A 25328-nucleotide genomic window follows, 5' to 3' on the forward strand; every position below is an offset into this window, starting at 1 on the left:
ACAAAAATGAACTTTTTCTGCGTGCGGTCAAATAAATAGCGTATCCTTGCCGCTAATAATGCGACCCAGATAAAACTGCAATGATTGACATTCAAAACTATTGGCGTGAACTTGACGCATTGCGGCGTATTGCGGGCGCAGAAAATGAAAGCATGTTACGCGCTGCGTTTCAAAATTTGCTGCGCGATCTTGGTGAACAACAACAATTGATTGTCGTGGCTGAATATCCATTCAAAGCGCCTAATGGAGCCAATTTACGCGCCGATGGTGTGTTATTAAATCGGCTGCGATTGGTTCATGGCTGGTGGGAAGCAAAAGATGAAAAAGACGATTTAGAAAAAGCAATCGCCGCTAAATTAGCGCAAGGTTATCCCAACGATAACATCATTTTTGAAGATACCCGCACTGCCGTTTTATTACAGCAGGGCGCGGAAGTGATGCGGTGCGCGGTGACAGATGGCAAAGCATTGAAGCGGCTGCTGGATTGCTTTTTTAGTTATGAATTGCCAGCGGTGCAGGATTTCCGCGTTGCGCGCAGTCAATTCATGGTTGAATTGCCGAGTGTGGCGCTGGCGTTGAAAGAATTGTTAATTGCTGCGCACCGCAATCATGCCGCTTTTCAATTGCAAGCAACTCAATTTTTTGCATTGTGTCAACGGGCAATTGGCGAGCGCGTCACCAAAGATCATGTGGATGACATGCTAATTCAGCATATTCTCACCGATCAAATTTTCCGTGCAATCTTTTCTGATGCGAGTTTTCATCAGGAAAACCATTTAGCGCGGGCGCTTGCTCAATTAGAACATACGTTTTTACACGGTAGTACGCGCAAGGAATTATTAAAGCGGTTAGAACCCTATTTTGCTGCCATTCGCCGCACTGCTGCAAATACAATTACTTCTGCAGAAAAGCAGGATTTTCTCAAGCAAGTTTATGAAGATTTTTACAGCGCCTATAATCCCAAAGATGCAGATCGTTTAGGCGTTGTCTATACGCCCAGCGAGGCAGTGCGATTCATTATTGCGGGTTGCGATTTGTTGGCGCAACGACATTTTAATAAACGCTTGGCGGATTCTGGTTTAGATATTCTTGATCCTTGCACGGGAACCGGCACCTTTATTGTCGATTTGATTGAATATCTGCGCGGTGATAAACAGGAGTTAATTCGTAAATTTAAGCATGACATTCACGCCAACGAGATTTCAATTCTACCCTATTACATTTCGTGCTTAAACATTGAGCAAGCCTATTATGAGGCAACCAATGAATGGTGCGAATTTAACGGTGCTTGTTTTGTCAATACGCTGGAAAATTGGGGTTTTGATTTAACCCACACAGGTTCAATCGGTGATATGTTTGGCAATCTCACTGATGAAAATCAAACGCGGATTCAACATCAAAATCAGCGCACCATTCCGGTGATTTTAGGCAATCCGCCCTATAACGCCAATCAGAAAAACGAAAACGATAATAATAAAAATGATCCCGCAGTATTAGCCGATCAGCGCATTAAAGAGACTTATCTGGCAGCAAGCACAGCGCAAAAAACCAAACTGTATGATCCTTATGTGCGCTTTTTACGCTGGGCATCAGATCGAATCGGTGAGCAAGGAATTGTTGCCTTTATTAGCAATTCTTCTTTTATTGAAGCGAGAGGATTTGATGGATTTCGTAAAGTAGTTGCGCAGGAATTTCAGGAGATTTGGATTGTTGATCTAAAAGGGAATGCCCGCACCAGCGGCGACCGGCGTCGTTGTGAAGGTGGCAATGTGTTTGATGATAAAATTCGCGTTGGCATTGCGCTCTATTTTCTGGTGCGCAATCCGGCATTAACGACGGGCTGTGCTATTCATCATTACGCTGTAAATGACTTTTTAACTGCACTTGACAAGCGCCGCTGGTTAAGCGTGCATCAGTTACATCAATTAGCGCAAGCTGGTGATTTTCATCGTATTCGCCCCAATAGCAGCAGCAACTGGTTAAATCAACCGCACGAGGATTGGAGTCAATGGCTGGCGGTGGCAAGTAAAGAAAGCAAATCAGGAAAAAGTGAAGAAGCAATTTTCAAGTTATATTCGTTAGGCGTGGTCACTGCACGCGATGAGTGGGTATATGGATTTACGCATCAAGAAGTCACTAATAAAGTGCGCTTTTTTATTCATCACTATAAATCATTACGCCAGATGAAAGCAGATTTTGATGAAAAAATAAAATGGTCTCGCGCAGTGAAAAACGATTTTCTAAAAGATCGCCGTTATGCGTATAACAGCACACTTTTGACAAAATCTGTTTACCGCCCCTTTGTTGCTTTAACGCTTTATTTTTGCAGAGCATTAAATGAAATGCCATCGTTGCAGCATAAGGTATTTGGATTAAAGTATGACAATTTAGCAATTGGCATTTCAGGTACACCGCAGGCAAAACCTTTTCAAACGTTGGCAGTGTCAATGCTGCCCTGTCTTGATGTACTGGAAAAAACCCAATTTCTACCGCTGTGGGTTTATGCTGCTGATGGTTCCCAGCATGACAACATTACGAATTGGGCATTAACGCAATTCCAACAGCATTATGCCAATGCAGACATCACCAAGCGTGACATTTTCAATTACGTTTATGCCGTGCTGCATGATCCGCGTTATCGGCACAAGTTTGCTTTGAATCTCAACTCAGAACTTCCGCGCATTCCTTTTCATCCTGAGTTCACACAATGGGCAGCAATTGGCGCAACGTTAATTCAAGCTCATGCGTATTTTGAGCAAGTTAAACCGTTTGCATTCAAGCGCGTGGATCAAAAAAAGGGAACGCCTAAATGTCGCTTAAAAGCCGATAAAACAGCGGGATCAATTGAGATTGATGGCGTGACTAGGTTAGACAATATCCCGCCGCAAGCATGGCAGTATCAACTCGGCAGTCGCTCGGCGCTGGAATGGGTGTTGGATCAGTACAAAGAAAAAACGCCGAAGGATTTAACCATTCGTGAGCATTTCAATACCTATCGTTTTGCCGATCATAAAGAACAGGTGATTGAATTATTGGCGCGGGTGTGTCAGGTGAGCATGGACACAATGACGGCAATTGCCCAATTGGAACAATTGCCGTGGAATGGTGATTGAATAGCTCAAGTGACAAGTGGATCAGCGGTTTTTTAACGCAGTGCAATTAACCATTGGCAGCAGGTTTTAATTCGCGCACCCACATTGCCGTTGCTCCTGCCACTGCGCTCGGCATGACAATAAAGTTAATCACCGGCACCATTCCCAATAACGCCACCGCTCCGCCAAAACTCACGCTCATACCCCGTCGTTGCCGTAAACGGTCGCGCAATTCAATAAACGTTAAACCGTGATTGCTCATGGGATATTCCGCGTATTCAACCGCCAGCATCCACGCGGTGTATAAAAACCATAATATGGGGCCAATCACGGGCACGAATAACAGCAATAAAAAAGGCACCACCCATTTGAGGGAATACAGAATTTTTCCCAATTCTGCGCCAAGTGTTGGCAATAATTCTGCAACCCAAGTGTTGGTAGCGATGTTATTTACCAGCGGCTGTCCGGTTAAAAATAACTCAACTTTTTCCGCTAATAGACTATTAAAAGGAGCGGCGACAAAATTGGCGACTACGCTAAAGCTGTAGAAAACGACCACCAATAGCAACACCAGAAATAACGGCCAGAGCAACCAATCAAACCATTGCAACCAACTCGGTATCTGTGCGTGCAGATGTGCCATGAGCGTTGCAAATTGTGTGATGCCAACATACAACGCCACACAAAAGACAAGGACGTTAATCAATAATGGCATGATGACAAAGCGCCGCAACCCGGAGCGCGTAATTAACCACATGCCTTCAAATAAATAACCAGCGCCGGTGAGCGGATGAGTGTTCATGGTATATCCTAATCCTGTTGAATGCGTTAATCCCGACGCGGTTGATAACTGTCTGGAATTAAAATGGTAGGGCTGCGCTGGCTGGCATCTTTGCTGGGAAAATCCAATGTGTAATGCAGCCCACGACTTTCGCGCCGGCGCAGTGCGGATTGAATAATTAAATCGGCGACTTCTAATAAATTGCGCAATTCAATTAAATCGTTATTAACGCGAAAATGGCTGTAATACTCAATCACTTCCTGCGCCAGCAAATCCGCCCGCCGTTTGGCGCGATATAAGCGTTTATTTGTCCGCACAATGCCGACGTAATCCCACATAAAGCGCCGCAATTCATCCCAATTGTGCGTCACCACCACTTCTTCATCCGGTTCGGTCACGCGACTTTCATCCCACGCCGGCACCTCCGGCGGCAGCGGCCAGTCCGCCAAACGCTGCTCAATGTCTGCTGCGGCCGCTTCCGAATACACCAGACATTCCAACAACGAATTGCTCGCCATCCGATTCGCACCGTGCAAACCGGTGTAAGCCGTTTCGCCGCTGGCATACAGCCCCGGCACGTCGGTGCGGGCGCGATGATCGACCATCACGCCGCCGCAGGTGTAATGCGCCGCTGGCACCACCGGCATCGGATCGCGGGTGATGTCAATCCCCAGCTCCAAACAGCGCCCGTGAATCGTCGGGAAATGTTCGAGAATGAAATCAGCGGGTTGGTGCGAAATATCGAGATAGACGCATTCTGCGCCGAGCCGTTTCATTTCGTGGTCAATGGCGCGAGCGACGATGTCACGCGGGGCGAGTTCGGCGCGACTGTCAAAACGGGGCATAAACCGCTCGCCATCTGGCAGCAGCAAATGTGCTCCTTCGCCGCGCAGCGCCTCGCTGATCAAATACGTCCGCGCTTGCGGGTGATACAAACAGGTCGGATGAAACTGCATGAATTCCATATTGGCGACGCGGCAGCCCGCCCGCCACGCCATCGCTATGCCGTCGCCGGTCGAAACGTCAGGGTTGCTGGTGTAGAGATACACTTTGTTTGCGCCGCCGGTGGCGAGCACCACGAACTTCGCCAAAAAGGTCTCCACCTGTCCGCTCTCACGATTGAGCAGATATGCGCCGAGACAGCGATGCTCGGAGCGCGATTTGGTGGTGATGAGATCAACGGCGATGTGCTGTTCATAAAGGTTGACGTTGGGGCGCGTGCGAATCTGTGCCTCCAGCGTCGTCTCCACCGCGTGTCCGGTGGCGTCAGCGGCATGAACCACGCGGCGATAAGTGTGCCCACCTTCGCGGGTGAGGTGATAACCGCCAGCGGAGGTGTATTCGGCGTTGCGGGTGAAGGCGACGCCCTGCTCGAAGAGCCAGCGAATGTTGTCGGGACCGCGCTCAACGATATGTTGCACGACCTGCGCTTCGCACAGCCCCGCGCCAGCTTTGAGCGTGTCTTGGACGTGCGCTTCAATGGAATCACCGGCATCCAGCACGGCGGAGATGCCGCCTTGCGCATACAGGGTGCTGCCTTCGCGCAGATCGCGTTTGGAGACAACGGCGATGGAAATATCGTCGCGCAGGCGCAGCGCGAGGCTGAGACCTGCCGCACCGCTGCCGAGGATGAGAACGTCGTGAATGATTGGAGGCATTGTTTTGAGTTGTCAGTGGTCAGTTGGCAGTGGACAGGTCGGACGCAGCACTTGGCGTCATTCGGATTGGTGCAGCATTTCGCCTGCTTCATTTTGGACGGTGACGCGCAGCGGAATACCTTGGCGAATGCTGGCGGACACCACGCAGAAATCTTCAAACAGCGTTTTACAACGGGCAAAACGCGGTGAATCAGTGATTGCTGCGCTCACAATCAACGTGACTTCCAAACCGGTGATGCGTTGCCGTTTTTGCGCATTGCGTCCCATGATGCAAATCACCTCGCTCCGCAAACAATTGTCTGGCGGCTCTTCTTTGAATACGCAATACAACAAGCTGGCGCTTAAACAATTGGCGGCAGCGGCAGCGAGCAGGCGCGAGGCATTCGGGCCTTTTTGTTCACCCAGCGGCGGTGGCTCGTCCATCAATAAATCTGGGGCGCGTTTCCAATCAAACGCCGCGTTAATTTGAAACCCTTCTTGCTGCGTGAGGTGAATAATAAAACGACCTTCTTCTGACATGATTGCGTCCTAAAAAATGCTGCGCACAGCGGAAATGAAAACCGACTTTTTGAGTGCTTTGGAGTGAATAAACCAGTGAATCATACGATAGACGCCAGCCCCGTTTGGTCATTATTGCGACCGTTGCTGTTCCAGCTTGATCCTGAGCGTGCTCACAATCTTACTTTGCGCGTGCTGGCGCAGTGGTCAGCGCGGTTTGATGGCAAATTATCCAGCACCGATGTGGCGCGGACGCCCAGTTTAGCGGTTGACGCCCTTGGGCTGCGGTTTCCCAATCCAATTGGTGTGGCGGCGGGTTTGGATAAAGACGCGGTAGCGATTGCGGCGTGGCAGGCGTTGGGATGTGGCTTGATTGAAGTGGGCACGGTGACGGCGCACCCGCAGCCGGGCAATCCGCGTCCGCGATTATTTCGCCTGCCTCGTGACGGCGCAATCATCAACCGGATGGGTTTTAACAACGCGGGCGCAGCCGCGCTGGCGACGCAGTTGGAACGGGTGCGGGCGCGAGGACTGCTGCAAGTGCCGCTCGGCGTCAATCTCGGCAAATCCAAAATCACCCCGCCAGAACAGGCTGCGGCTGATTATCGCCAGAGTTTTGAACGGGTGGGCGCGTTGGCCGATTATGTGGTGGTCAACATTTCCAGTCCCAACACGCCCGGCTTGCGCGATTTGCAGCGGGTGGACGAGGTGACGCGGATCATCGCGGCGGTGCAGGAACCCAATCAGCGCCTGAGTCGCCCGCGTCCGCTGCTGCTCAAATTGGCACCGGATTTGGCGGATGACGATGCGCTGGCCTGCGCTCACGCGGCGCTGGATGCCGGTTGCGCCGGTTTGGTGTTGACGAACACAACGATTCAATTTGAGGGCGTGATGACGGCGACGGCGGGCATGAGTGGCGGTTTATCGGGACGACCGCTGCTGGCGCGGAGCACCGAGTTATTGCGGAAAGTGCGAGCGGAGGTGGGGCCGACGCCGGTGTTGATTGGCGTCGGCGGGGTGATGACGCCGGCTGATGTGGCGGCGAAATTGGCAGCCGGTGCCAATCTCGTGCAGCTTTACAGCGGTTTGATTTATTACGGGCCGAGTCTGGTGCGGGCGAGCTGCCGCTGGTTGCGTTCAGCGCAAGCGCCAAGCGTCAGCTAACACTTCCGGCAGCAGCGGACGACTGAATAAATATCCCTGACCTTCGATGCAGCCTTCCGCGACGAGAAAGTCGATTTGTCCCAAGGTTTCAATGCCTTCGGCGAGCGTTTCGAGTCCCAAGCTGCTGCCGAGCGCCAAAATCGCCCGCACAATCGCGTCATCATTCGGGTCTTCGGTCAGCTTTTCGACGAAGGAACGATCAATTTTCAAGCGGTTGAGCGGCAGCCGCTTGAGATACGACAGCGACGAATAGCCGGTACCAAAATCATCTACCGCCAGCGTCACTCCCAGCTCCCGCAATGCCACCAGCGCCTGAATCCCCACCTCCGGATTGCGCATGATCATCGACTCCGTGACTTCCAGCTCCAAACGGTCGGGCGTGATGCCGGTGCGTTGCAAGATGTCGGCGATTTCGTCAACCAGATTGCCGCGCTCCAGCTCCCGCACCGACAGATTGACCGCCAAGCGCGGCACTCGGAACCCGGCATGATCCCAAGCAATCATCTGCCGACAGCTTTCCTCCAGCACCCACGCGCCGAGCCGATCAATCAAGCCAACGTCTTCGGCTATCGGGATAAATTGGTTGGGCGGAATCAATCCCAGCACGGGGTGATGCCAGCGGCACAGCGCCTCCACGCCGCACAGGTGCTGCGTGTTGTGTAAGCTCAGTTGCGGTTGATAGTGCAGGATAAATTCCTGCCGTTGCAGCGCCCCGTGCAGATCGTGCTCCAAGCGCAGGCGCTCGGTCACACCTTCGGTCATGGCGGTGTTAAAGAAACTAAAGCCATTGCGACCGCTGTTTTTGGTTTGATACATGGCGATGTCGGCATGACGCACCAGCGCATCAATGTTCTCGCCGTCTTGCGGATACAGACTCACGCCCATGCTGGCGGTGACAAACAACTCATGCCCTTCGACGATAAAGGGTTGGCTGAATGCGGCCAGCAGCCGCTCGACAAAGTTGGTGGCGAACCGCAGCGCGGGAATGTCGTCGAGAATAATCACGAATTCATCACCGCCGAGACGGGCGATGGTGTCGGCTTCGCGCACCTGCTTTGCCAGCACCGTCGCCACCTGTTTGAGCAACGCATCGCCGATGGGATGGCCGAGCGTGTCGTTGACGGTTTTGAAGCGATCCAAATCCAAAAAGACCAGCCCGACTTGGCGCTGATAGCGGGCGGCGCGTTGCAGACATTGCTCCAGCCGCGCTTGAAACAGGCTGCGATTGGGCAAGCCGGTGAGCGCGTCGTGGTGGGCGAGATAGGCCAGCTTTTCTTCCGAGCGTTTGAGATGGGTGATGTCGCGGAACACGCCGACGTAGTGCGTCAATTCGCCGCTGCTATCGACGACGGCGCTGATGGTCATCAATTCGGGATAAATCTGTCCGTTTTTGTGGCGATTCCACAACTCGCCGCGCCATTGTCCGGTGCGCTGTAACTCTACCCACATCTCCCGATAAAACTCAGGCGAGTGCCGCCCGGAATTGAGCAAGCGCGGGGTGGCTCCGAGCACTTCTTCTTCGGTGTAGCCGGTGATTTCGACGAAGGCGCGATTGACCGCCAAAATGCGCTCTTCGGGATCGGTAATGACCACGCCTTCGGCGGTGTTTTCAAACACTCGCGCCGCCTGCCGCAGCGATTTGTCAGCCTCCATGCGGGCGGTGACATCTTGAATGGTGCCCAACAGTTTGACGACGACGCCATGTTCCAACACCGCTTCACAGGCGATCTGCACCCAGATGGAACGCTGGCGGGCGGTGATGAGTCGTGCTTGTAAATCAAAAGGTTGACCGAGCGAGACGGCAATATCGACCACTTTTTCGAGCTTGGTGCGGTCGTTGGGATGAAAGAATTTCAAACTTTGCGCAAACGATAGCGTGGCGGTTTGCGGCAGCTCAAAGATGTCAAAGGTGACGGGCGTCCAGCGCAGCGCGTTGGTGACGGGATCAAATTCCCAGCCGCCCACTTTGGCCATGCGTCCGGTGGCGTTGAGGAAATCCTCGCTGCGTTTCAGCGCCTCCTCAAAACGTTTGCGGGAGGTGATGTTGCGATTGACGCCGCGCCGTCCGAGATAGCGCCCGTCTTCGCTGATGACGGGATTGCAAATATGCTCAATCCAGCGTTCCTCGCCGTCGCGGGCGATGATGCGAAACTCAATGCAATCAACAGCTTCCTCATCTGGCGCGATGGTTAACGCGCTGCCGTGCCGATGCCAAATCTCGCGGTCGGCGGGATGCACTAAATGGCTGAAGAGGTTGAGATCGTGGAGGAAGGCTTCCGGCGGATAGCCAGACAATTTGAGGCACGCGGGCGACATGTAGCGATAGGTGCCGTCGGGGCCGAGCCAGTATTCCCAGTCGGGGCTGTATTGCGCCAGCACGCGATAGCGTTCGCGGCTGTCGCGCAGATGTTCTTCATCGGCGTTGCGATCTAAAAAGCCGGAGACATGGGTGGCGACGGCCATCAACAGCGATTGTTCTTCGTGCAAAAAGTAAACGCGCTCTGCGCCCGGCGGCGGGGCGCGATAGATGACGGCGATGTCACCTTCACAGCCTTTGGCGAGAAACAAGCGGGCAGTCAACATCCAGTCGGTGATGGCAAAGCCAGCGGTTTGAAAGGTGAACTCCGGCAGCCGAATCCGCGCTTCCGCCAGCTCAGGAAATTGCCACGCCTCCGGCAGCCGTTCGACCACTTGGCGCAGCGTCGCCGCGACGGGCGCGTTGGCTTGATGGGTCAGCGCCAGCACGTCGTGCAAACACGCCAATTCTTTCAAGCGTTCTTTCAAATTGGCTTCGCTGCGGCGCAAGCGTTCGCTGGTTTCAAGCAAATCTTGGCGCTGGCGCACGGCCTCGGTGCGGTCGATCACCGCGCAGACAAATTGCGGCGGCGCATCTTCAGTCGTCGGCAAGGACGCAAAATGCACATCGCCGATAAAAGCGCCGTTCGCGCTGCCGCGAAAATGGACTTCTGTGAGTTCGAGCGTTTGGGTGCCGGTCAATTTAGACCACGCGCCAATGACGGTACCGCGATCACTTTCTTCAATCAGGCGGGCGAAAAAGTGTTGATGAAAATGGACATCGCGGAGATGAAACAGGCGCTGCGCTGCGAGATTACTTTCTTTGACTAAACCGGTGCGATCAATCACCAATTCTGCAATAGGCAACGTATTAAAAAAAGACGTGAAGCGATGGAGCGCGTTATGGCTGTGGCGCTGACTGCGCAACAATTCTTCATTTTGAATTTCAAGTTCGGCTTGATAAATCCGCAAATTTTCAACAAGAGCGGTGACTTCAACATCGCTATTAGCCAACACCTTATCGGCGAGATCAAAACGCTTGTGATGCAATGCTTCTAGCGCCCGTTCGCGCAATTCTTCCGGCGAAATGCTCATTAGTTCTTTAATCCGCCGTGCATCATCTTGCTCCGTTTCTTTTCGAGTGCTCATTCGCTTTTCCGCGATAAAACAAAAGAGATAACTGTTATTCGTTAAAAAATGAAGTTGTCAGTTTAATGCGTTATCAGTTGTCAGTTGTCAGTCAAGTGCGTTAATCATGGTTGCAACCGCCCCGACACCCACTTGCTCACATTGATATGACTAATAATCACGCCGCCACCCGGATGTTTAATTGGCGCAACGTGCATCACATACCAGCGTTGCTCGGTGGGCGTGTGACGTGGATATTCAATTGAAAACGCCTCGGCATTGCCTTCAAGCACGCGCCGAATGCCCAGCATGGCTTCTTTAACCGTCGTTTCATCCGCAATCTGCCGCAGATCGCACACGTCCAAATAATTCGTTCCCAATCCCGATTGTTGTAGCGACAAATGATTGTTGTCTTTGGCGAATTCTTGCCAAGAACGATTCACCATTGTAATGACGCCATTGGCATCCAATACCGCAACATGCTCTGGCAATGAATCCAGCACCGCTTGCAGCCGTTCCACATCGCGCAGCGTCGTAATATCCACAAAGGTTGCCACCGCGCCCCGCGCTTCACCAGAACGCACTGCATACGGCAACACCCGCGCTAAATAATGGCGTCCATTCGCGGCGTCAATCTCGTGTTGGAGCATTTCACCGCTGGCGATGGTGCGATGCAATTCGGGTAAGAATTCGGGGTATTGCAACAAGTTGGTGAAATCATCAATCGGGCGTCCCAAATCGCCATCGCGGATTTTGAATAGCGCAGTTGCTTCAGGAGTGAAGCGGGTTAAACGCAATTGCGAATCCACAAAAACGGTGGCAATAGATGCCGCTTTTGCCATGCCGTCTAAATCGGCGTTGAGGCGATTAAGAATTTCAATCTTCTCTTGGTTTTCCGCGTTGACGGTGTACAGCTCTTCATTCACCGATTGCAGTTCTTCATTAGAACTTTGCAGTTCTTCATTCGATGCCATCAATTCTTCATTGGTGGCTTGTAATTCCTCATTTGCAGTTTCTAATTCCTCAATCGTCGCCTGCAAACTTTCTCGCGTCGCTGCCAGCTCCCGCTCCAACGTTTCCAACCGCTGCGCGGTTTCACGGTCAAGGCTCAGGGTTTCAATCTGCGCCGGCGTGACGCCAGCCGCTGCCAGATTCGCCGCTACCTCGCCCTCGTCGGAAATCGTCAACGGTGACTCGGTTTCAAACGACAGCAGCAAATGCGGCTCGCCGTGTGGCGGCTCCAGCGGACGCGCCACCAGCCGCAGCCGTTCGGTGCGCTTGTCGTCCAGCGACAGACCGAGCAAATCAGATCGCAGCGGCGCACGATCTCGCGCCGCTTTGTAGAGCAGCGCCTTGGCAATGGCGACCAGCGAACTCGGCAGTAACTTGGCTAAATCCAGCGTTACCGCGCCCTCGCCGATGCGCAGATAATGGCTGACATCGCCAAAAACGTGTAGCAAATCATGGCGTTGATTGAGCAGCAAACTGGTCGGCGCGTAGCTGCGCAGCAACAGATTTTGCGCGGCATCAATCGCCGCTGCATCGCTCGCCACCCCGTGCGTGCGAATGCCCGGACGCGGCCGCGCTCCGGTGACGGAACTGCGCGACAAGGTGGCAATCGCGGTATCCAGCGGCAGCGCGACGTGGCGCAGAATCCGATAAATTTTGTGTTTGGAGCTGACGGCGGTGAAATCGGTTTGCAGATTGGCGAGCGTTTCGCTGGGGCCGAGAAACATAAATCCGCCCGGTGCCATCGCGTATTGCAGCCGCCGCAGCGCCCGTTCTTGCGCTTCAGAACGGAAATAAATCAACAGGTTGCGGCAGGACACCAAATCCATGCGCGTGAATGGCGGGTCTTCCAGCAAATTGTGGCGGGCAAAGACGATGCTTTGGCGAATCTCGGTTTTGACGACGAAATGATTGCCGCGCCGTAAAAAGAACTTTTCCAACCGTTCTGGCGAGATTTCAGCGGTGATCGCTTCGGAAAACACGCCCGCGCCGCCGACTTCGACGTTTTGCGATTCCACGTCGGTCGCAAACAGCTTGAAATTCGGCCAACGCCGCGCCCGATCAAAGGCTTCGGCAAACAAAATTGCCAACGAATAGGCTTCTTCACCAGTGGCGATGCCGGGTGCCCAGACGCGAATCGGTTGATTATCGGGGCGCTCGGCGACGATGGTTTTCACCGCCGTTTCTGAAAGAATTTCAAAGGCTTCGGGATCACGAAAAAAGCTGGTGACGGGAATCAGCAGCTCACGCCGCAGCGTCGCCAACTCGCCGCGATCTGCGCTCAACAGGCGCACATAATTGAGCAAATCGGGGGTTTGGCGCACTTGCATCCGCCGCTCCATCCGCCGCATCACCGTCGCCGGTTTATATTCGCGGAAGTTAATGCCGCCGGAGTGTTGCAACAGGTGCATCACCTCCTCGTGGGCGTTGTCTTGATCGATTTCCGTCGCCAACACTGGCATCCGAATTTTAACGTGGGGTAATTGATGAATGTGCTCAAGCAGACGCGGGCCGAGCTCTTCGGGCGGCAAGATCGCGTCCACCAAACCGGTGGCAATCACGCTGCGCGGCATCCCGTCAAATTTCGCTGATTCCGGGTCCTGCGCCAGCAAAAAACCACCCGCGTCGTTAATGACCACCGAGCCGCGAGTGCCGTCGGAGCCAGTGCCGGACAGAATGACGCCGATGCCGCGATTGCCGAATTCTTTGGCCAGCGAACTGAAAAAATGATCGACCGGCAGCGTTAAACCACGCGGATTTTTAGGGCTGAGGCGCAACACGTCACCAGATACGCTCATCATGCTGGCGGGCGGAATCAGATGCACCCGATCCGCTTCGATCTTCATATCGTGCTCAACCGTCACCACCGGCATCGCGGTGTGGCGCGAAAGCAGATTGGCCATCATGCTTTTATGATCGGGCGACAGATGCTGAATCACGACATAAGCCGCGCCGGTAGTCGCCGGCAGTCCTTGAAAAAAGCGCTCCAGCGCGTCCAGCCCGCCAGCGGAAGCGCCAACGGCGACGACGTAACCTTTGAAACGGTTGCCATTAGAGGTCAAACGCGGATGTGGCATATCCAGCTCGATTAAAGATTCAAGGGCGTGTTCGCTAGTATTATCGTCACTCATGGCGGTGGTGCTCTGTCAGTTCCTGTTAGTTCATGGGCGACGCCCATCACTTCTCGCTCCAAAAATTCTTAACAACTGCAAAATCGCGCAACTGCACTTGCAGCGCTGCGCACCGAGGCGGCACCGGCAAGTATACCGATTCTGCTTAGGCTCCGACCGTTACTCACAAACGCGGGAATAGCCGCACCCGCTGGATTGACTAAAACTGGCGGTCGCCACCATTGCAAACGCCGCACGCATTAGATCAAAAAGTTGATTATGATGAGCGCGTCATTATTTCACCTGATTACACTGAGATAACAATACAATGCTCCAGATTTATAATACGCTGACTCGTCGCAAAGAACCTTTACAACCCATTGAAGCCGGCAAGGTGCGGATGTATGTCTGCGGCATGACCGTTTATGATTATTGCCACCTCGGTCATGCGCGAGTATTAGTCGTTTTTGATGTCGTTTATCGCTATTTGCAGGCGCTGGGTTATGACGTCACCTATTTGCGCAACATCACCGATATTGATGACAAAATCATTCGCCGCGCTGCCGAGAATGGCGAATCAATCGCCGCTTTAACTGAGCGTTTTATTCAAGCCATGCACGACGATTCCGCCGCTTTAGGCGTATTAGCGCCAACGGCTGAACCTCGCGCCACCGCGCATATCGCTGAAATCATTGCGATGGTGCGCACGTTAATTGAAAAAGGCTTTGCGTATGCTGCCGCAAATGGCGATGTGTATTATGCAGTGAAACAATTTCCAACGTATGGCGCATTGTCTGGTAAAAATCTGCAAGAATTACGCGCTGGCGCTCGCATTGAAATTGATGAATCAAAACGCGATCCTTTGGATTTTGTATTATGGAAAGCCGCAAAACCCGATGAACCGTGTTGGGAATCACCGTGGGGGATGGGGCGACCCGGTTGGCATATTGAATGCTCGGCAATGAGTACCTGCGCGTTGGGCAATCATTTTGATATTCACGGTGGCGGCGCGGATTTACAATTTCCACATCACGAAAACGAAATTGCACAATCAGAAGCAGCCACTGGTGAGCAGTATGTGAATGTGTGGATGCACAACGGTTTTGTGCGTGTTAATGAAGAAAAGATGTCAAAATCATTGGGAAATTTCTTTACGGTGCGCGAGATTTTGCAACGCTACCGTCCCGAAGAAATCCGCTACTTTATTTTGAGCAGTCATTATCGCAGTCCGCTCAATTATGATGATGACAATCTCCAAAATGCGCGGAGTGCGTTGACGCGCTTTTATACAGCTTTGCGCAATTTACCTGCCGCTGCTGTCAGCACCGAGCCGCAATTTCAAGAGCGATTTAATGCTGCGTTGGATGATGATTTTAATACCCCGGAAGCACTCGCGGTATTGTTTGATTTAGCACGAGAAATCAATCGTCTGCGCACGGTTGATCTGGCGCAAGCTGCCGCGTTAGGAGCGCAATTGCGTACCTTGGGCGCAGTGCTGGGTGTATTACAAGGTGATGCGGAAGTGTATTTGCGCGGTGATGCCAGTGCTGGCGGTTTGAGTGATGCCGAGATTGATGATCTTATTGCGCAACGTTTGGCAGCGCGAACTGCAAAACAATGGGCAGAAGCGGATCGTTTGCGGGCAGTTTTAACTGAGGCGGGAATCGTTTTAGAAGATAGTCCGCAGGGCACGATTTGGCGGCGTTTGAGCGCATAACTGATGCTGCCGCACTGCGTAAATTGTATTGCGGCAGCCTCCTCTTTTTTATTCGTTATCATTATTCAGTTTATCCATTTTGAATACGCCAACTTTTCCTTCTGATACCGATCTCAATCGCTGTTTAATCCGCGACCGTCACAACTTCCGCTCACGGCGGCGCGGCTTGCGGCAACGCGCCAGCGCCGGTCAACCGTTCGATCAAAGTTTGGCGAAACTCTGGCTAGAAATTCAGCACTCTCAAGCACTTGTCGAACGCCGCGCTGCGTTGGTGCCGCCAACGATTGACTATCCCGAAGCCTTGCCGGTCAGCGAGCGTCGCGCCGAAGTTGCTGAGTTGATCGCGCAGCATCAAGTCATTGTTTTATGTGGCGAAACTGGTTCGGGTAAATCGACGCAGTTGCCGAAAATCTGTCTTGAGCTGGGGCGCGGGCGCACGGGGCGGATCGGGCACACGCAGCCACGGCGGATCGCGGCGCGGACGCTGTGCAGTCGCGTGGCGCAGGAGCTGGGCGGCGAGACCGGCAATCTGGTGGGTTACAAGGTGCGGTTCCATGATCGCAGCCGCCCGGAAAGCTGCATCAAATTGATGACTGACGGGATTTTATTGGCGGAAATTCAACAAGATCGGCTGCTCACCGAATACGACACGCTCATCATCGACGAGGCGCACGAGCGCAGTTTGAACATTGATTTTCTGCTCGGTTATCTGCGCGGGATTTTGCCGCGTCGTCCCGATCTCAAGGTGATTGTGACTTCGGCGACCATCGACCCGCAGCGATTTGCCCGCCATTTTGCCGACGCGCACGCGCAGCCTGCGCCGATTATTGAGATTTCGGGGCGCACTTATCCGGTTGAGGTGCGCTATCGCCCGCCGGCTGAGGATGAAAGTGCGGGCGAGCGCGATGACGCGATGCAGCAGGCGATTTCAGCGGCAGTTGGCGAGCTGGCGCTGCACGGGCGCGGCGATGTGTTGGTGTTTTTATCGGGTGAGCGCGAGATTCGGGACACGGCGGAAACGCTGCGCCAGCATCATCCGCCGTCAACTGAGATTCTGCCGCTGTTTGCGCGGCAAAGTCCGCAGGAACAAGCGCGGATTTTTCAGGCGCACAGCTCGCGGCGGGTGATTTTGACGACAAATGTCGCGGAAACCTCGCTGACCGTGCCGGGCATTCATTATGTGATTGATCCCGGTTTTGCGCGGATCAGTCGCTACAGCCATCGCACGAAGGTGCAGCGGCTGCCGGTCGAACGGATCGCGCAGGCATCGGCGAATCAGCGGCAAGGTCGCTGCGGGCGGGTGGCGGCTGGCGTGTGCATCCGCTTGTATAGCGAGGAGAATTTCCAGTCTCGCACCGTCTTCACCGAGCCAGAAATCTCCCGCACCAATCTGGCTGCCGTCATTTTGCAGATGAAATTGCTCGGCTTCGGCGCGATTGAGCATTTTCCGTTTATTGATCCGCCAGATTCTCGTTTAATTACCGACGGTTATCGGACGCTGGAGGAATTGGGCGCAGTCGATGCGGCGGGCGATTTAACGGCGCTGGGCAAACAGTTGGGACGGCTGCCGGTTGATCCGCGCATCGGGCGGATGTTGCTGGCGGCAGTCGAGCACGTTTGTTTGGATGAGATGTTGATTATTGCGGCGGCGTTGAGTGTGCAAGACCCGCGTGAGCGCCCGTTGGAAAAGCAGCAAGCCGCAGATGAGATTCACAACACGTTCCGCCACGAGCATTCGGATTTTCTCACTTTCGTAAAGCTGTGGAATTTTCTGGATCAACAACGTCATGCGTTATCCAGAAATAAGTTTGCGAAGTTATGCCAGCGGCATTTTTTATCGGTGAATCGGGTGCAGGAATGGCGTGATGTGCATAGCCAATTGCGCGAGCAAATGTTGGAAATGGGATTTAAGTCATCGCCGTCGGTTATTGAAAAAGAACCGAAGGCATTATTTGACGCGCTTCACCGCGCCCTGCTCGCCGGTCTGCTCGGCAATATCGGATTCAAAGGCGCAGAACGCGATTATCTCGGTGCGCGGAATAGCAAGTTTCAAATTCATCCGAGTTCGGGGCTGGCCGCCAAACCGCCAAAATGGGTCATTGTCGCCGAGCGCGTCGAAACCACGCGCCAATATGGGCGCATCGCCGCCGCAGTGCAGCCAGCGTGGATTGAAAGCGCCGCTCAACATTTACTCCAGCGCAGCTATTCCGAACCGCACTGGGAAGCGAAATCTGGGCAAGTCGCCGCCTTTGAACGGGTGACGTTGTTTGGCGTTGTGTTGGTGCCCAAACGCCGCGTCAATTACGGCCCGCTCAATCCCGCTGAAGCCCGCGAGATTTTTCTGCGCTTTGCGCTGACCGAAGGTGATTTCAAAACTCGCGCTCCATTTTGGCGACACAACCGCGAATTGATTGAATCAATCGACCAGCTCGAAGCTAAATCGCGCCGCCGTGACATCCGCGTCGATGATGAAGCGGTTTATCGGTTTTATGCCGAGCGCGTGCCGTCGGGCATTTATTCAACGCCGCAATTTGAGCAATGGCTGCGCCACGCCACGCGCAGCAATCCCAAACTGCTGCATCTGCGCTTGAACGATTTGATGCGCCACGACGCCGCCGACATCACGCCAACTTCCTTTCCCGACCGCCTGCACGTTGGCGCGACGGCGCTGCCGCTGGATTATCACTTTGAGCCGGGCGCGGCGAGCGACGGCGTGACCGTGACCGTGCCGCTGCCGCTGATTAACCAGATTTCCGCAGATCGGCTGGATTGGCTGGTGCCGGGATTGTTGACCGAGCGGATCACCGCGCTGTTGCGGGGTTTGCCCAAAGTGTGGCGCAAGCAGCTCGTGCCGATTCCCGATACTGCCGCACGACTCGCCGCTCGCCTCAAACCGTCAGAACGCCCGTTGATTCAGGCGCTGGCGGAAACGCTCAAAACGATGACGGGGGTGCAGATTCCCGAAGATGCGTGGGATGTGAACGCGATTCCCGAACATCTGCGGATGAAGGTCAAACTGATTGACGAGACCGGCACCGAGCTGGCGCTGGATGCCGATTCGCTGCGGCTGAAGCGCGAATTTGGCGAGCAGGCGCAACACGGTTTTGCGCATTTGCCGAGCAGCGATTTAGAGCGCGACGATTTAACCCGTTGGAATTTCGGCGATTTACCGGAAGCGGTGGATTTGACGCGGGCTGGAATCACGCTGCGCGGTTATCCGGCGCTGGTGGACGGCGGCGACAGCGTATCCATTCGGGTGCTGGATTCAGCGGAAAATGCGGCACGAGCGCAGCGCGACGGTGTGCGGCGTTTATTGATGCTGCATCTCAGCGCCGAGCTGCGCCAGCTCCGCAAACAATTGACCGATTTAGAGCGGATGCGGTTGTTGTATGCGAAAGCGCCGCTTATTTCATCAAATCCCAACCGCCCGATCTCAAATCCCCCCAACCCCCCTTTTTCAAAGGGGGGCTTTGATGTGTCCTTTTCCAAAGATGGGTTTTCTTCATCTCCCCCCTTTGAAAAAGGGGGGCAGGGGGGGATTTTGCCCACCGTAGGTGGGCGAGCGATCTCTAACGCTGGCAAGGATTTATCCGACGACCTGCTGGCGCTGATTTTCGATTTAACGTTCACCGAAGACCGTCCGCCGTTGCGCAATCAAACCGAGTTTGAACAGCGTTTAACCGACTGCAAAGCGCAGTTGCTGCCGACGACGACCGCAGTGTGCAAACTCATCGGCGGCATTCTGGCGAGCTATCACACGCTGCGAAAACAGCTCGCCACCAGCACCCAAGCCAATTGGCTGCCGTCGGTGCTTGACCTTCGCGCCCAGCTTGACGGCTTGATTTTTCGCGGTTTTCTGCTGCAAATCCCTTTTGCGCAGCTCAAAAATTACCCGCGTTATCTCAAAGCGATGGAGCAGCGACTGGAGCGCCTCGCCCACGCGCCGAGCCGCGATCAGCAATGGTTGCGGGAAATGGCGGAGCTGCAAACCCGCTGGCGCGAGCGGATGGACGCAGCGACTGCTGCCGGACGCGATGATCCGCGTTTGGAGGAAATTCGTTGGTTAATCGAGGAGTTGCGCGTGGCGCTGTTTGCCCAGCAATTGGGCACACCTGCGCCGGTGTCGGTCAAACGCATTCAAGCCCGCTGGCGCGAGTTGGGATTGTAAATCGCGCCTCAAAAATACGTCGCATAACGCAAAATCAAGCGGTTATTTTCGCGCCAGCCATTTTTGGTTTCGAGATCGCCGCCGTATTGCAAGCTGATTCGCCCGAAAGAAAATCTAGCCGTGCCCGTGAGTTGATAGCGATAGAGTTCGGTCGAATCGTGCAGGCGCACCGCGTTGAGACTGGTTTCGCCGCCAACCGTGTAGAAATAGCTGGCAGCCAGCGTGTAACCGGGCAACACGTCATATTGAACGCTGACCTGCGCGGTAGTAAGCGGCGCTTTTTCCAGCAGATTGTGGCGTTGCCCAAACTCAGCATTTTCGCCATACCACATCGTATCCAGCGCCAGCATCCACCGCGAACGATGCGTCAACGGCGCTTGCACACCCATTTGTAATGCGCCGCGATAACGGTTTTCACCGAGATTAAAACTGCGGTCATCGTGATAATTGCCGGTCGGCGCAAATAAATAAGCGCCAACGCTAAAATAAGTTTGGGTTTCAGAATTAGCGTAAGGCCAGAATGCCAATAAAAAAGCCGTATCCCCAATACCATTTACGCTGTCTTGATCTGACGGCTGCACAGTCGCCACTGGTGTTTGCACGAAAAATAACAGCGGTTTTTCCGCTGCATCAAACACATGCCCGACACGCACAAAGAGCTGCGAAGTCTCAAATTGAGAATCACCCGGCTGCAACTTCCCATTCACATAGCGTTCTTTGAATTCGCTTTGTTGGGCAATCAATTGCATAAAATTCATGCCGATTTTAGGCGCTCGCAAATCACCGGGCTGTATATCAAGCGCCCACGTTGGCGCGACTAACAGACTGGTCAGCAATGAAATAATGCAGGCATAGCGATGGCGTATCAGCATGATTTAATCCGGCACCTGCGGCATTTCCGCAGCGCCCGTCTGCGCCACCGGTCGCCATGAATTTTCATCACGGCTCACCTCATGCGCCGCCCAGCGTTGAAAAGTACTTAAGCTGCAATTGCCGCACTGCCGCCGCCGAGCGCCAGCAACGATGGCAAATTCCACCCGCGCTCGCGGTACCGTCGGCAGCGCCCGCACCTCGCGCACTTCCCATTCACCGCCAAAGCGACCGTTGCTATAACAACTGCCGACTTGCAGCGGCGGATGTTCCACCACCTCCGCGTCCGCAAACTGCGTCGCCAATTGATAAATCCGCAGCAAATCGTGCTCAGAAATATCGAGATAACTGTCGATTTCGCTCAACGCGGCGACCAAATGCGCGTGTTCAATCGGCGGCGGCGTTGCTGGCGCAGCAGCCGTGCGTTGCGCCTCGGCAGCGATGGCGAGTGCTGCCGGATAGCGCCGGGTGCGCAGTGGATAATTGAAGGCGACCGCGACCGTTAGCAGCGCCAGCGCGTTGAGTGCGACCGGCGCGATGACGAAATAAAACCCCAGCTCGTGTACCGCCGCGCCGCCGATGACGGCCGTTAAAGCTGTTGCGCCGCCGGGCGGATGCGTGCAGCGCAGCAGGTGCATCATTCCAATCGTCATCCCCACTGCGAGCGCGGCGTTGAGCGCCAACGGCAGTGGTAACAGCGCACAGCTCACGCCGATGGTCGCGCCGACGAGATGCCCGCCGAGCAGCGGCCAAGGTTGTGATAACGGCCCGTGCGGCACCGCAAACAGCAGCACTGCGGATGCGCCCATCGACGCCAGCAACAACTGCGCGGCAGCGCCGTCAAGCAGCGCCGCGCTGAGACCATAAACCAGCGCGATGCTGACCGTGCCGCCGAGCGTGGCGAGCAACTTTTCCGCGTGGCTGACGGTTTGGCGCTGAATGCCGAGCCAATTGTGGCGATTAAACATCACGTTCAGCTCCCGCCCGCAGTGCTGACTGGCAACTGGCAATTAACATCATATTCATGGCAATAATTACCGGTGGGTGCAGTGAGCAAAATAGCCATTATTAGAATAATACAAACGTAGCGAAAAAGTATTGGTATGATGGCATTTGCTGCGGGAAAAATGTGATTATGGTCGGTGCAGATCATGGTTTGTTTCAATCCTACGCTGTTTAATATACGATAAGGTGATAACGCGATGGATATAAAAACACTCGTGATTGTTGGTATCGTCATGGCGCTGGCGGGTACTTTAAGCATGGCAACTATTTTTTTAACCCGCCGTGTTTATCTTGGTTTCGGATATTGGACGCTTGGCACCCTGTGTCGAATGCTAGGTTCACTATTATTTCTACCCCGCGACCAATTATCACCGTGGTTGACCATCATCCTCGCCAATATCCTTTTGTTCGTGGACATCATACTGATTGGACATGGACTGCGCATATTCCGCAACCGCAAAGTCTCTGCCGGCATAGAAATCATCGCGCTGCTGTCATTTATCGTGTTATTTATTTGGTTTACTTCCGTAGTGCCGGATACCAAAATGCGCATTTTAGTGTGGTGTATTTACACCTGCGCATTCATGGCATGGGCGGTATTTATTTTGCTCACGCAGCGACCGGCGTGGTTTGGATCAGGCGATCAATTTCTGGCGCTGGCGCTGAGTTTCTTGGCTTTAACAACCTTGATCCGCATTGGCTATACCGGATTTTATGAAGAGTCGCTTCCTAATCTTATGGTTGCATCCGGTCAAGCAGTGTTTATTTTGATCAACATCGGCACAACATTGCTGATCGTGTTGGGACAAATTATTATGAATGCGCAGCGCATTGAGCACGACTATTGTTTGGTGCAGCAAGAATTAGAACAGGACATCGCCGAGCGCAAATATCTGGAAATGCAATTGCGGGAGGAAGTAATCCGCGATCCGCTGACCGGGTTATTTAATCGCCGTTATCTCAATGAGAGTTTGCAGCGGGAATTCACCCGCTGCCAACGCAACAGCGGATTACTCATTGTTGCCATGTTGGATTTGGATCATTTCAAACGTTTCAACGATCAATACGGCCACGAAGCTGGCGATGCCGTATTGCGGGCGGTGAGCGAATTCTTGCAGCAGTCGCTGCGCCGCGAAGACATCGTGTGTCGTTACGGCGGCGAGGAAATTACCGTGATCCTGGCGGAAACCACGCTGGCGATTGCCGCTGCCCGCTTGGATGCTGTGCGCCACGCGCTGACCTGCCTGCGGGTGCGCCATCAAGGTCAAGATTTGCCACCGATCAGCGCCTCGATTGGGCTGGCAGTCGCAGAACCCCTTGATTTAACGCCTGATATGGCGCTCGCTCGTGCCGACGCCGCGCTTTACCGTGCCAAACAAAATGGGCGCAATCGGATCGAGGTCACTGCGCCGAATTTCAGCATTGCTGGCAACTGGCAATTGCCAACTGACAACTCCGCCCCGCCCGCTCCGCGCTATCCGCCTCACTGTAAACGCGCAATTCCGGCGCATTGCCCGACGGACGCAAATGCACAATCTCGCCGCTGGTAAAGGTCATCCGCAGCCCGTCCGTCAGATCAATTGTCGCCACCGCGCCCCATTCCGCACCAAAAAATTGCGCCAGCGTTGCCTGCTGCTGCGCCCAGTCGCCAGCGGTCAACTGCGCCAGCAACGCCAGACTTTGCGCGGTCGGGACATTTTGCAGCCGGGCGCTGGCGGTGAACCGTTGCGGCAAGCTCGCCGCCAGCGCCGCCACCGTGCAACGCTGCGCCGCTGCCGCCGCCAACACCGTCACCGCCACAATCAACGCATCGCGGGTCGGCAAAGCGTCAAGCTGCCGCCCGTCGCGCTCAATCGCGCTGCCCAGCAACACGCCGCCGTTCGCTTCATAACCGACCACCGGCGCGATGCCCGCTGCGAGCAGATCGTTCATGCCCGCAATCACGAAGGGCGAGCCAATGCGCGTGCGGCTAACAGTCTGAAATAAGCCACATTTTTCGACTACCGTATTGCTGCTGACTGGCGTCACCACGCCGCGAGCGCCCAATTGCTGCGCACACAACACGCCGAGCACGTCACCGCGCAGCCAGTTGCCATCCGCATCGCTGACCAACGGGCGGTCGCCGTCGCCATCGGCAGAAACCAGCGCATCAAACGCACCGTTCGCCGTCCATTCCTGCGCCAGCGCGACATCTTCTGGGCGAATGGCTTCGGTATCGACCGGCACAAACTGCGGCGCATATCCCAGCCGCGTCACCTGCGCCCCCAGCTTGGTCAATACTTCGACAAATGCTTCCCGCGCCACGCTCGAATGCTCATAAACGCCCACGCGCCAGCCCTCCAAACAATGCGCGGGAAAAAAGCGCAGATAACGGGCGACGTATTCCTGCGCTGCCGTCGCCTCTGCGGCTGGCAAGTGCTGGTGCTGGTCGTGGAGAAATTGCCCGTTCTCCGCAAAATATCCCGCCGGACGCTGCACCGTTTGCTGGCGGATGCCTTCCTCATCGGCTTTCAAAATCTCGCCCGTCGGCAGATTGAACTTGATCCCGTTGCGATCAGCAGGAATGTGGCTGCCCGTCACCATCAGCGTCGGGATGCCGTGCGCAATCCCGTATGCCGCCACCGCCGGGCTGGGAATCGTGCCGCAGTTGACGGGTTGAAAACCGAGATCGCGGATCGCCACCGCGCAGGCCACCATCACTCGCGGCGAGCTGGGGCGCAGATCGCCGGCGATGCCGACTGCTTGCCCCGGCGTCAGCAGTCCCGCCGTGTTGAGATAGCGCAAAAAACCGGCGGTGTAGGCATACGCCACCCAATCGGTCAGCGCCGTCACCAGCCCTCGCGCCCCGCTGGTGCCAAAACTGACGCCGCTATCCCGCATTAACGCGCTTATTTCCATCGTTAAAGCTCCGCAGAAAGTTGTGAGTTGTCAGTCAGAAACAGCGTTGTCGCCGACAACTGACAACTAAATCAATCGTTTGTATACTCGCCGCAGCGGTATTCACGCCCGTTGTAAAAATCACGCTGAACCGCACTTTAATAGCAATATCAACCTAATCATCCATTTGGAGCTGTGCATTTCGTGACTAAATTAAACCCGCTGTTTTCCTCTCTCGCACTGGCGCTGGCGCTGAGTCAACCGTTGTTGACCGCCCAAGCTGAAGAACAACCTGCTGCTGCACCTGCGCCGGTCGCAGCGCCTGCCCCCGCTGCGCCGCAATCTCCGGCTGATGCTGCCCGCGCCAAGGCGGATGAACGTCGCGCTGCGCTGGATGCGCAACGCAAACAGCGTTATGCCGAATTACGCGCTCGTGCTGCTGAGATCGGCGTGGATATGCCGGAAATGCCACCTTGGGAAGCGCCGTTCCCAACGATGGACGATCCGGCAATGCAGCAATGGCAGGCTGACATGCAGGCACGGCGGCAAGCGCGGCAGGAAGACGTTGAGCGTTTTCAGAAGATGACGCCGGAAGAGCGTCGCGCTGCGCATGAGGAACGTTGGCAGAAGATGCAGGCTGATGCCGCAGCGCGAGGCATGGAAGTGCCGGAAATGCCCGCGTGGGAAGATGTGGACAAACGTCATCGGGAAATGACGGAACGCTTTGAAAAATATCGTCAAACCGTTGACCAATTCACTGAGGAACAGCGCGAAGCAGCCCGCGCTGTGTTTGGGCGTTCACCGATGCGGCGCTCGCATCCTGATTGCGATCACGACCGCGCTCCGCGTGAGATGCGCTTGATGCCGACGATGCCTGCGCCGATGTTGCCGCCAGCACCTCCCGCTCCACCGGCTCCAATCGCTCCGCAATAATCATCTGGTATTGATTGATTGAG

General features: G+C 54.6%; 13 protein-coding genes and 1 pseudogene. 6 read left to right on the plus strand and 8 right to left on the minus strand.

All coding sequences use genetic code 11. The features are described from left to right. The first annotated feature begins 80 nt into the window (after positions 1–80). On the plus strand, positions 81–3113 hold the full coding sequence (locus CKO12_RS02025) for a type ISP restriction/modification enzyme (RefSeq protein ID WP_200153059.1): 3033 nt from the start codon (positions 81–83) through the stop codon (positions 3111–3113). A 46-nt stretch (positions 3114–3159) separates the two neighbouring features. Here the strand turns inward: CKO12_RS02025 and cysZ are convergent, their stop codons facing one another. Genes cysZ through CKO12_RS02040 form a run of 3 tightly spaced genes read right to left on the minus strand, consistent with a single transcriptional unit; the run spans position 3160 to position 6050 of the window. Beyond that, positions 3160–3894: a sulfate transporter CysZ gene (gene cysZ, locus CKO12_RS02030; RefSeq protein ID WP_200153060.1), complete on the minus strand. Its 735-nt coding sequence runs from the start codon at positions 3892–3894 to the stop codon at positions 3160–3162. A gap of 26 nt (positions 3895–3920) precedes the next feature. Then, entirely contained in the window at positions 3921–5531 is a 1611-nt protein-coding gene (gene nadB, locus CKO12_RS02035) for an L-aspartate oxidase (protein WP_200153061.1), read from the minus strand. 57 nt (positions 5532–5588) lie between these two features. After that, positions 5589–6050 (minus strand): OsmC family protein, encoded by a 462-nt coding sequence (locus tag CKO12_RS02040; protein ID WP_200153062.1) that lies wholly within the window; start codon positions 6048–6050, stop codon positions 5589–5591. 75 nt (positions 6051–6125) lie between these two features. Between CKO12_RS02040 and CKO12_RS02045 the strand changes: the two genes are divergently transcribed. After that, positions 6126–7193, plus strand: a complete 1068-nt coding sequence (locus CKO12_RS02045) for a quinone-dependent dihydroorotate dehydrogenase (protein ID WP_338032680.1) — start codon at positions 6126–6128, stop codon at positions 7191–7193. Here CKO12_RS02045 and CKO12_RS02050 read toward each other — a convergent pair. Beyond that, positions 7167–10637: a bifunctional diguanylate cyclase/phosphodiesterase gene (locus CKO12_RS02050; protein WP_200153063.1), complete on the minus strand. Its 3471-nt coding sequence runs from the start codon at positions 10635–10637 to the stop codon at positions 7167–7169. The genes CKO12_RS02045 and CKO12_RS02050 overlap by 27 nt on opposite strands. A gap of 104 nt (positions 10638–10741) precedes the next feature. Beyond that, positions 10742–13702: a chemotaxis protein CheB gene (locus CKO12_RS02055; RefSeq protein ID WP_200153084.1), complete on the minus strand. Its 2961-nt coding sequence runs from the start codon at positions 13700–13702 to the stop codon at positions 10742–10744. A gap of 361 nt (positions 13703–14063) precedes the next feature. Between CKO12_RS02055 and cysS the strand changes: the two genes are divergently transcribed. Together cysS and hrpA are read left to right on the plus strand one after the other, a co-directional pair. Beyond that, on the plus strand, positions 14064–15452 hold the full coding sequence (gene cysS / locus CKO12_RS02060; RefSeq protein WP_200153064.1) for a cysteine--tRNA ligase: 1389 nt from the start codon (positions 14064–14066) through the stop codon (positions 15450–15452). A 79-nt stretch (positions 15453–15531) separates the two neighbouring features. Continuing rightward, positions 15532–19620 (plus strand): ATP-dependent RNA helicase HrpA, encoded by a 4089-nt coding sequence (gene hrpA / locus CKO12_RS02065; RefSeq protein ID WP_200153065.1) that lies wholly within the window; start codon positions 15532–15534, stop codon positions 19618–19620. Between the two features lie 8 nt (positions 19621–19628). Here the strand turns inward: hrpA and CKO12_RS02070 are convergent, their stop codons facing one another. Continuing rightward, positions 19629–20492, minus strand: a complete 864-nt coding sequence (locus tag CKO12_RS02070; protein WP_200153066.1) for a transporter — start codon at positions 20490–20492, stop codon at positions 19629–19631. Positions 20493–20495: 3 nt separating this feature from the next. After that, positions 20496–21500, minus strand: a complete 1005-nt coding sequence (locus CKO12_RS02075) for an HPP family protein (protein ID WP_242466158.1) — start codon at positions 21498–21500, stop codon at positions 20496–20498. 894 nt (positions 21501–22394) lie between these two features. Between CKO12_RS02075 and CKO12_RS14820 the strand changes: the two are divergent. Continuing rightward, positions 22395–22889: pseudogene (locus CKO12_RS14820) on the plus strand (GGDEF domain-containing protein); the annotation flags it as partial. 22 nt (positions 22890–22911) lie between these two features. On the opposite strand, the gene CKO12_RS02080 reads toward CKO12_RS14820, so the two are convergent. Continuing rightward, a complete protein-coding gene (locus CKO12_RS02080; RefSeq protein WP_200153068.1) occupies positions 22912–24393 on the minus strand; it encodes a phosphomannomutase in 1482 nt (493 codons plus the stop codon). Between the two features lie 183 nt (positions 24394–24576). On the opposite strand from CKO12_RS02080, the gene CKO12_RS02085 reads away from it, so the two are divergent. Beyond that, positions 24577–25305: a hypothetical protein gene (locus tag CKO12_RS02085; protein WP_200153069.1), complete on the plus strand. Its 729-nt coding sequence runs from the start codon at positions 24577–24579 to the stop codon at positions 25303–25305. Positions 25306–25328: the final 23 nt, after the last annotated feature.

This window comes from Chromatium okenii, assembly GCF_016583745.1.
GTDB lineage: Bacteria > Pseudomonadota > Gammaproteobacteria > Chromatiales > Chromatiaceae > Chromatium > Chromatium okenii.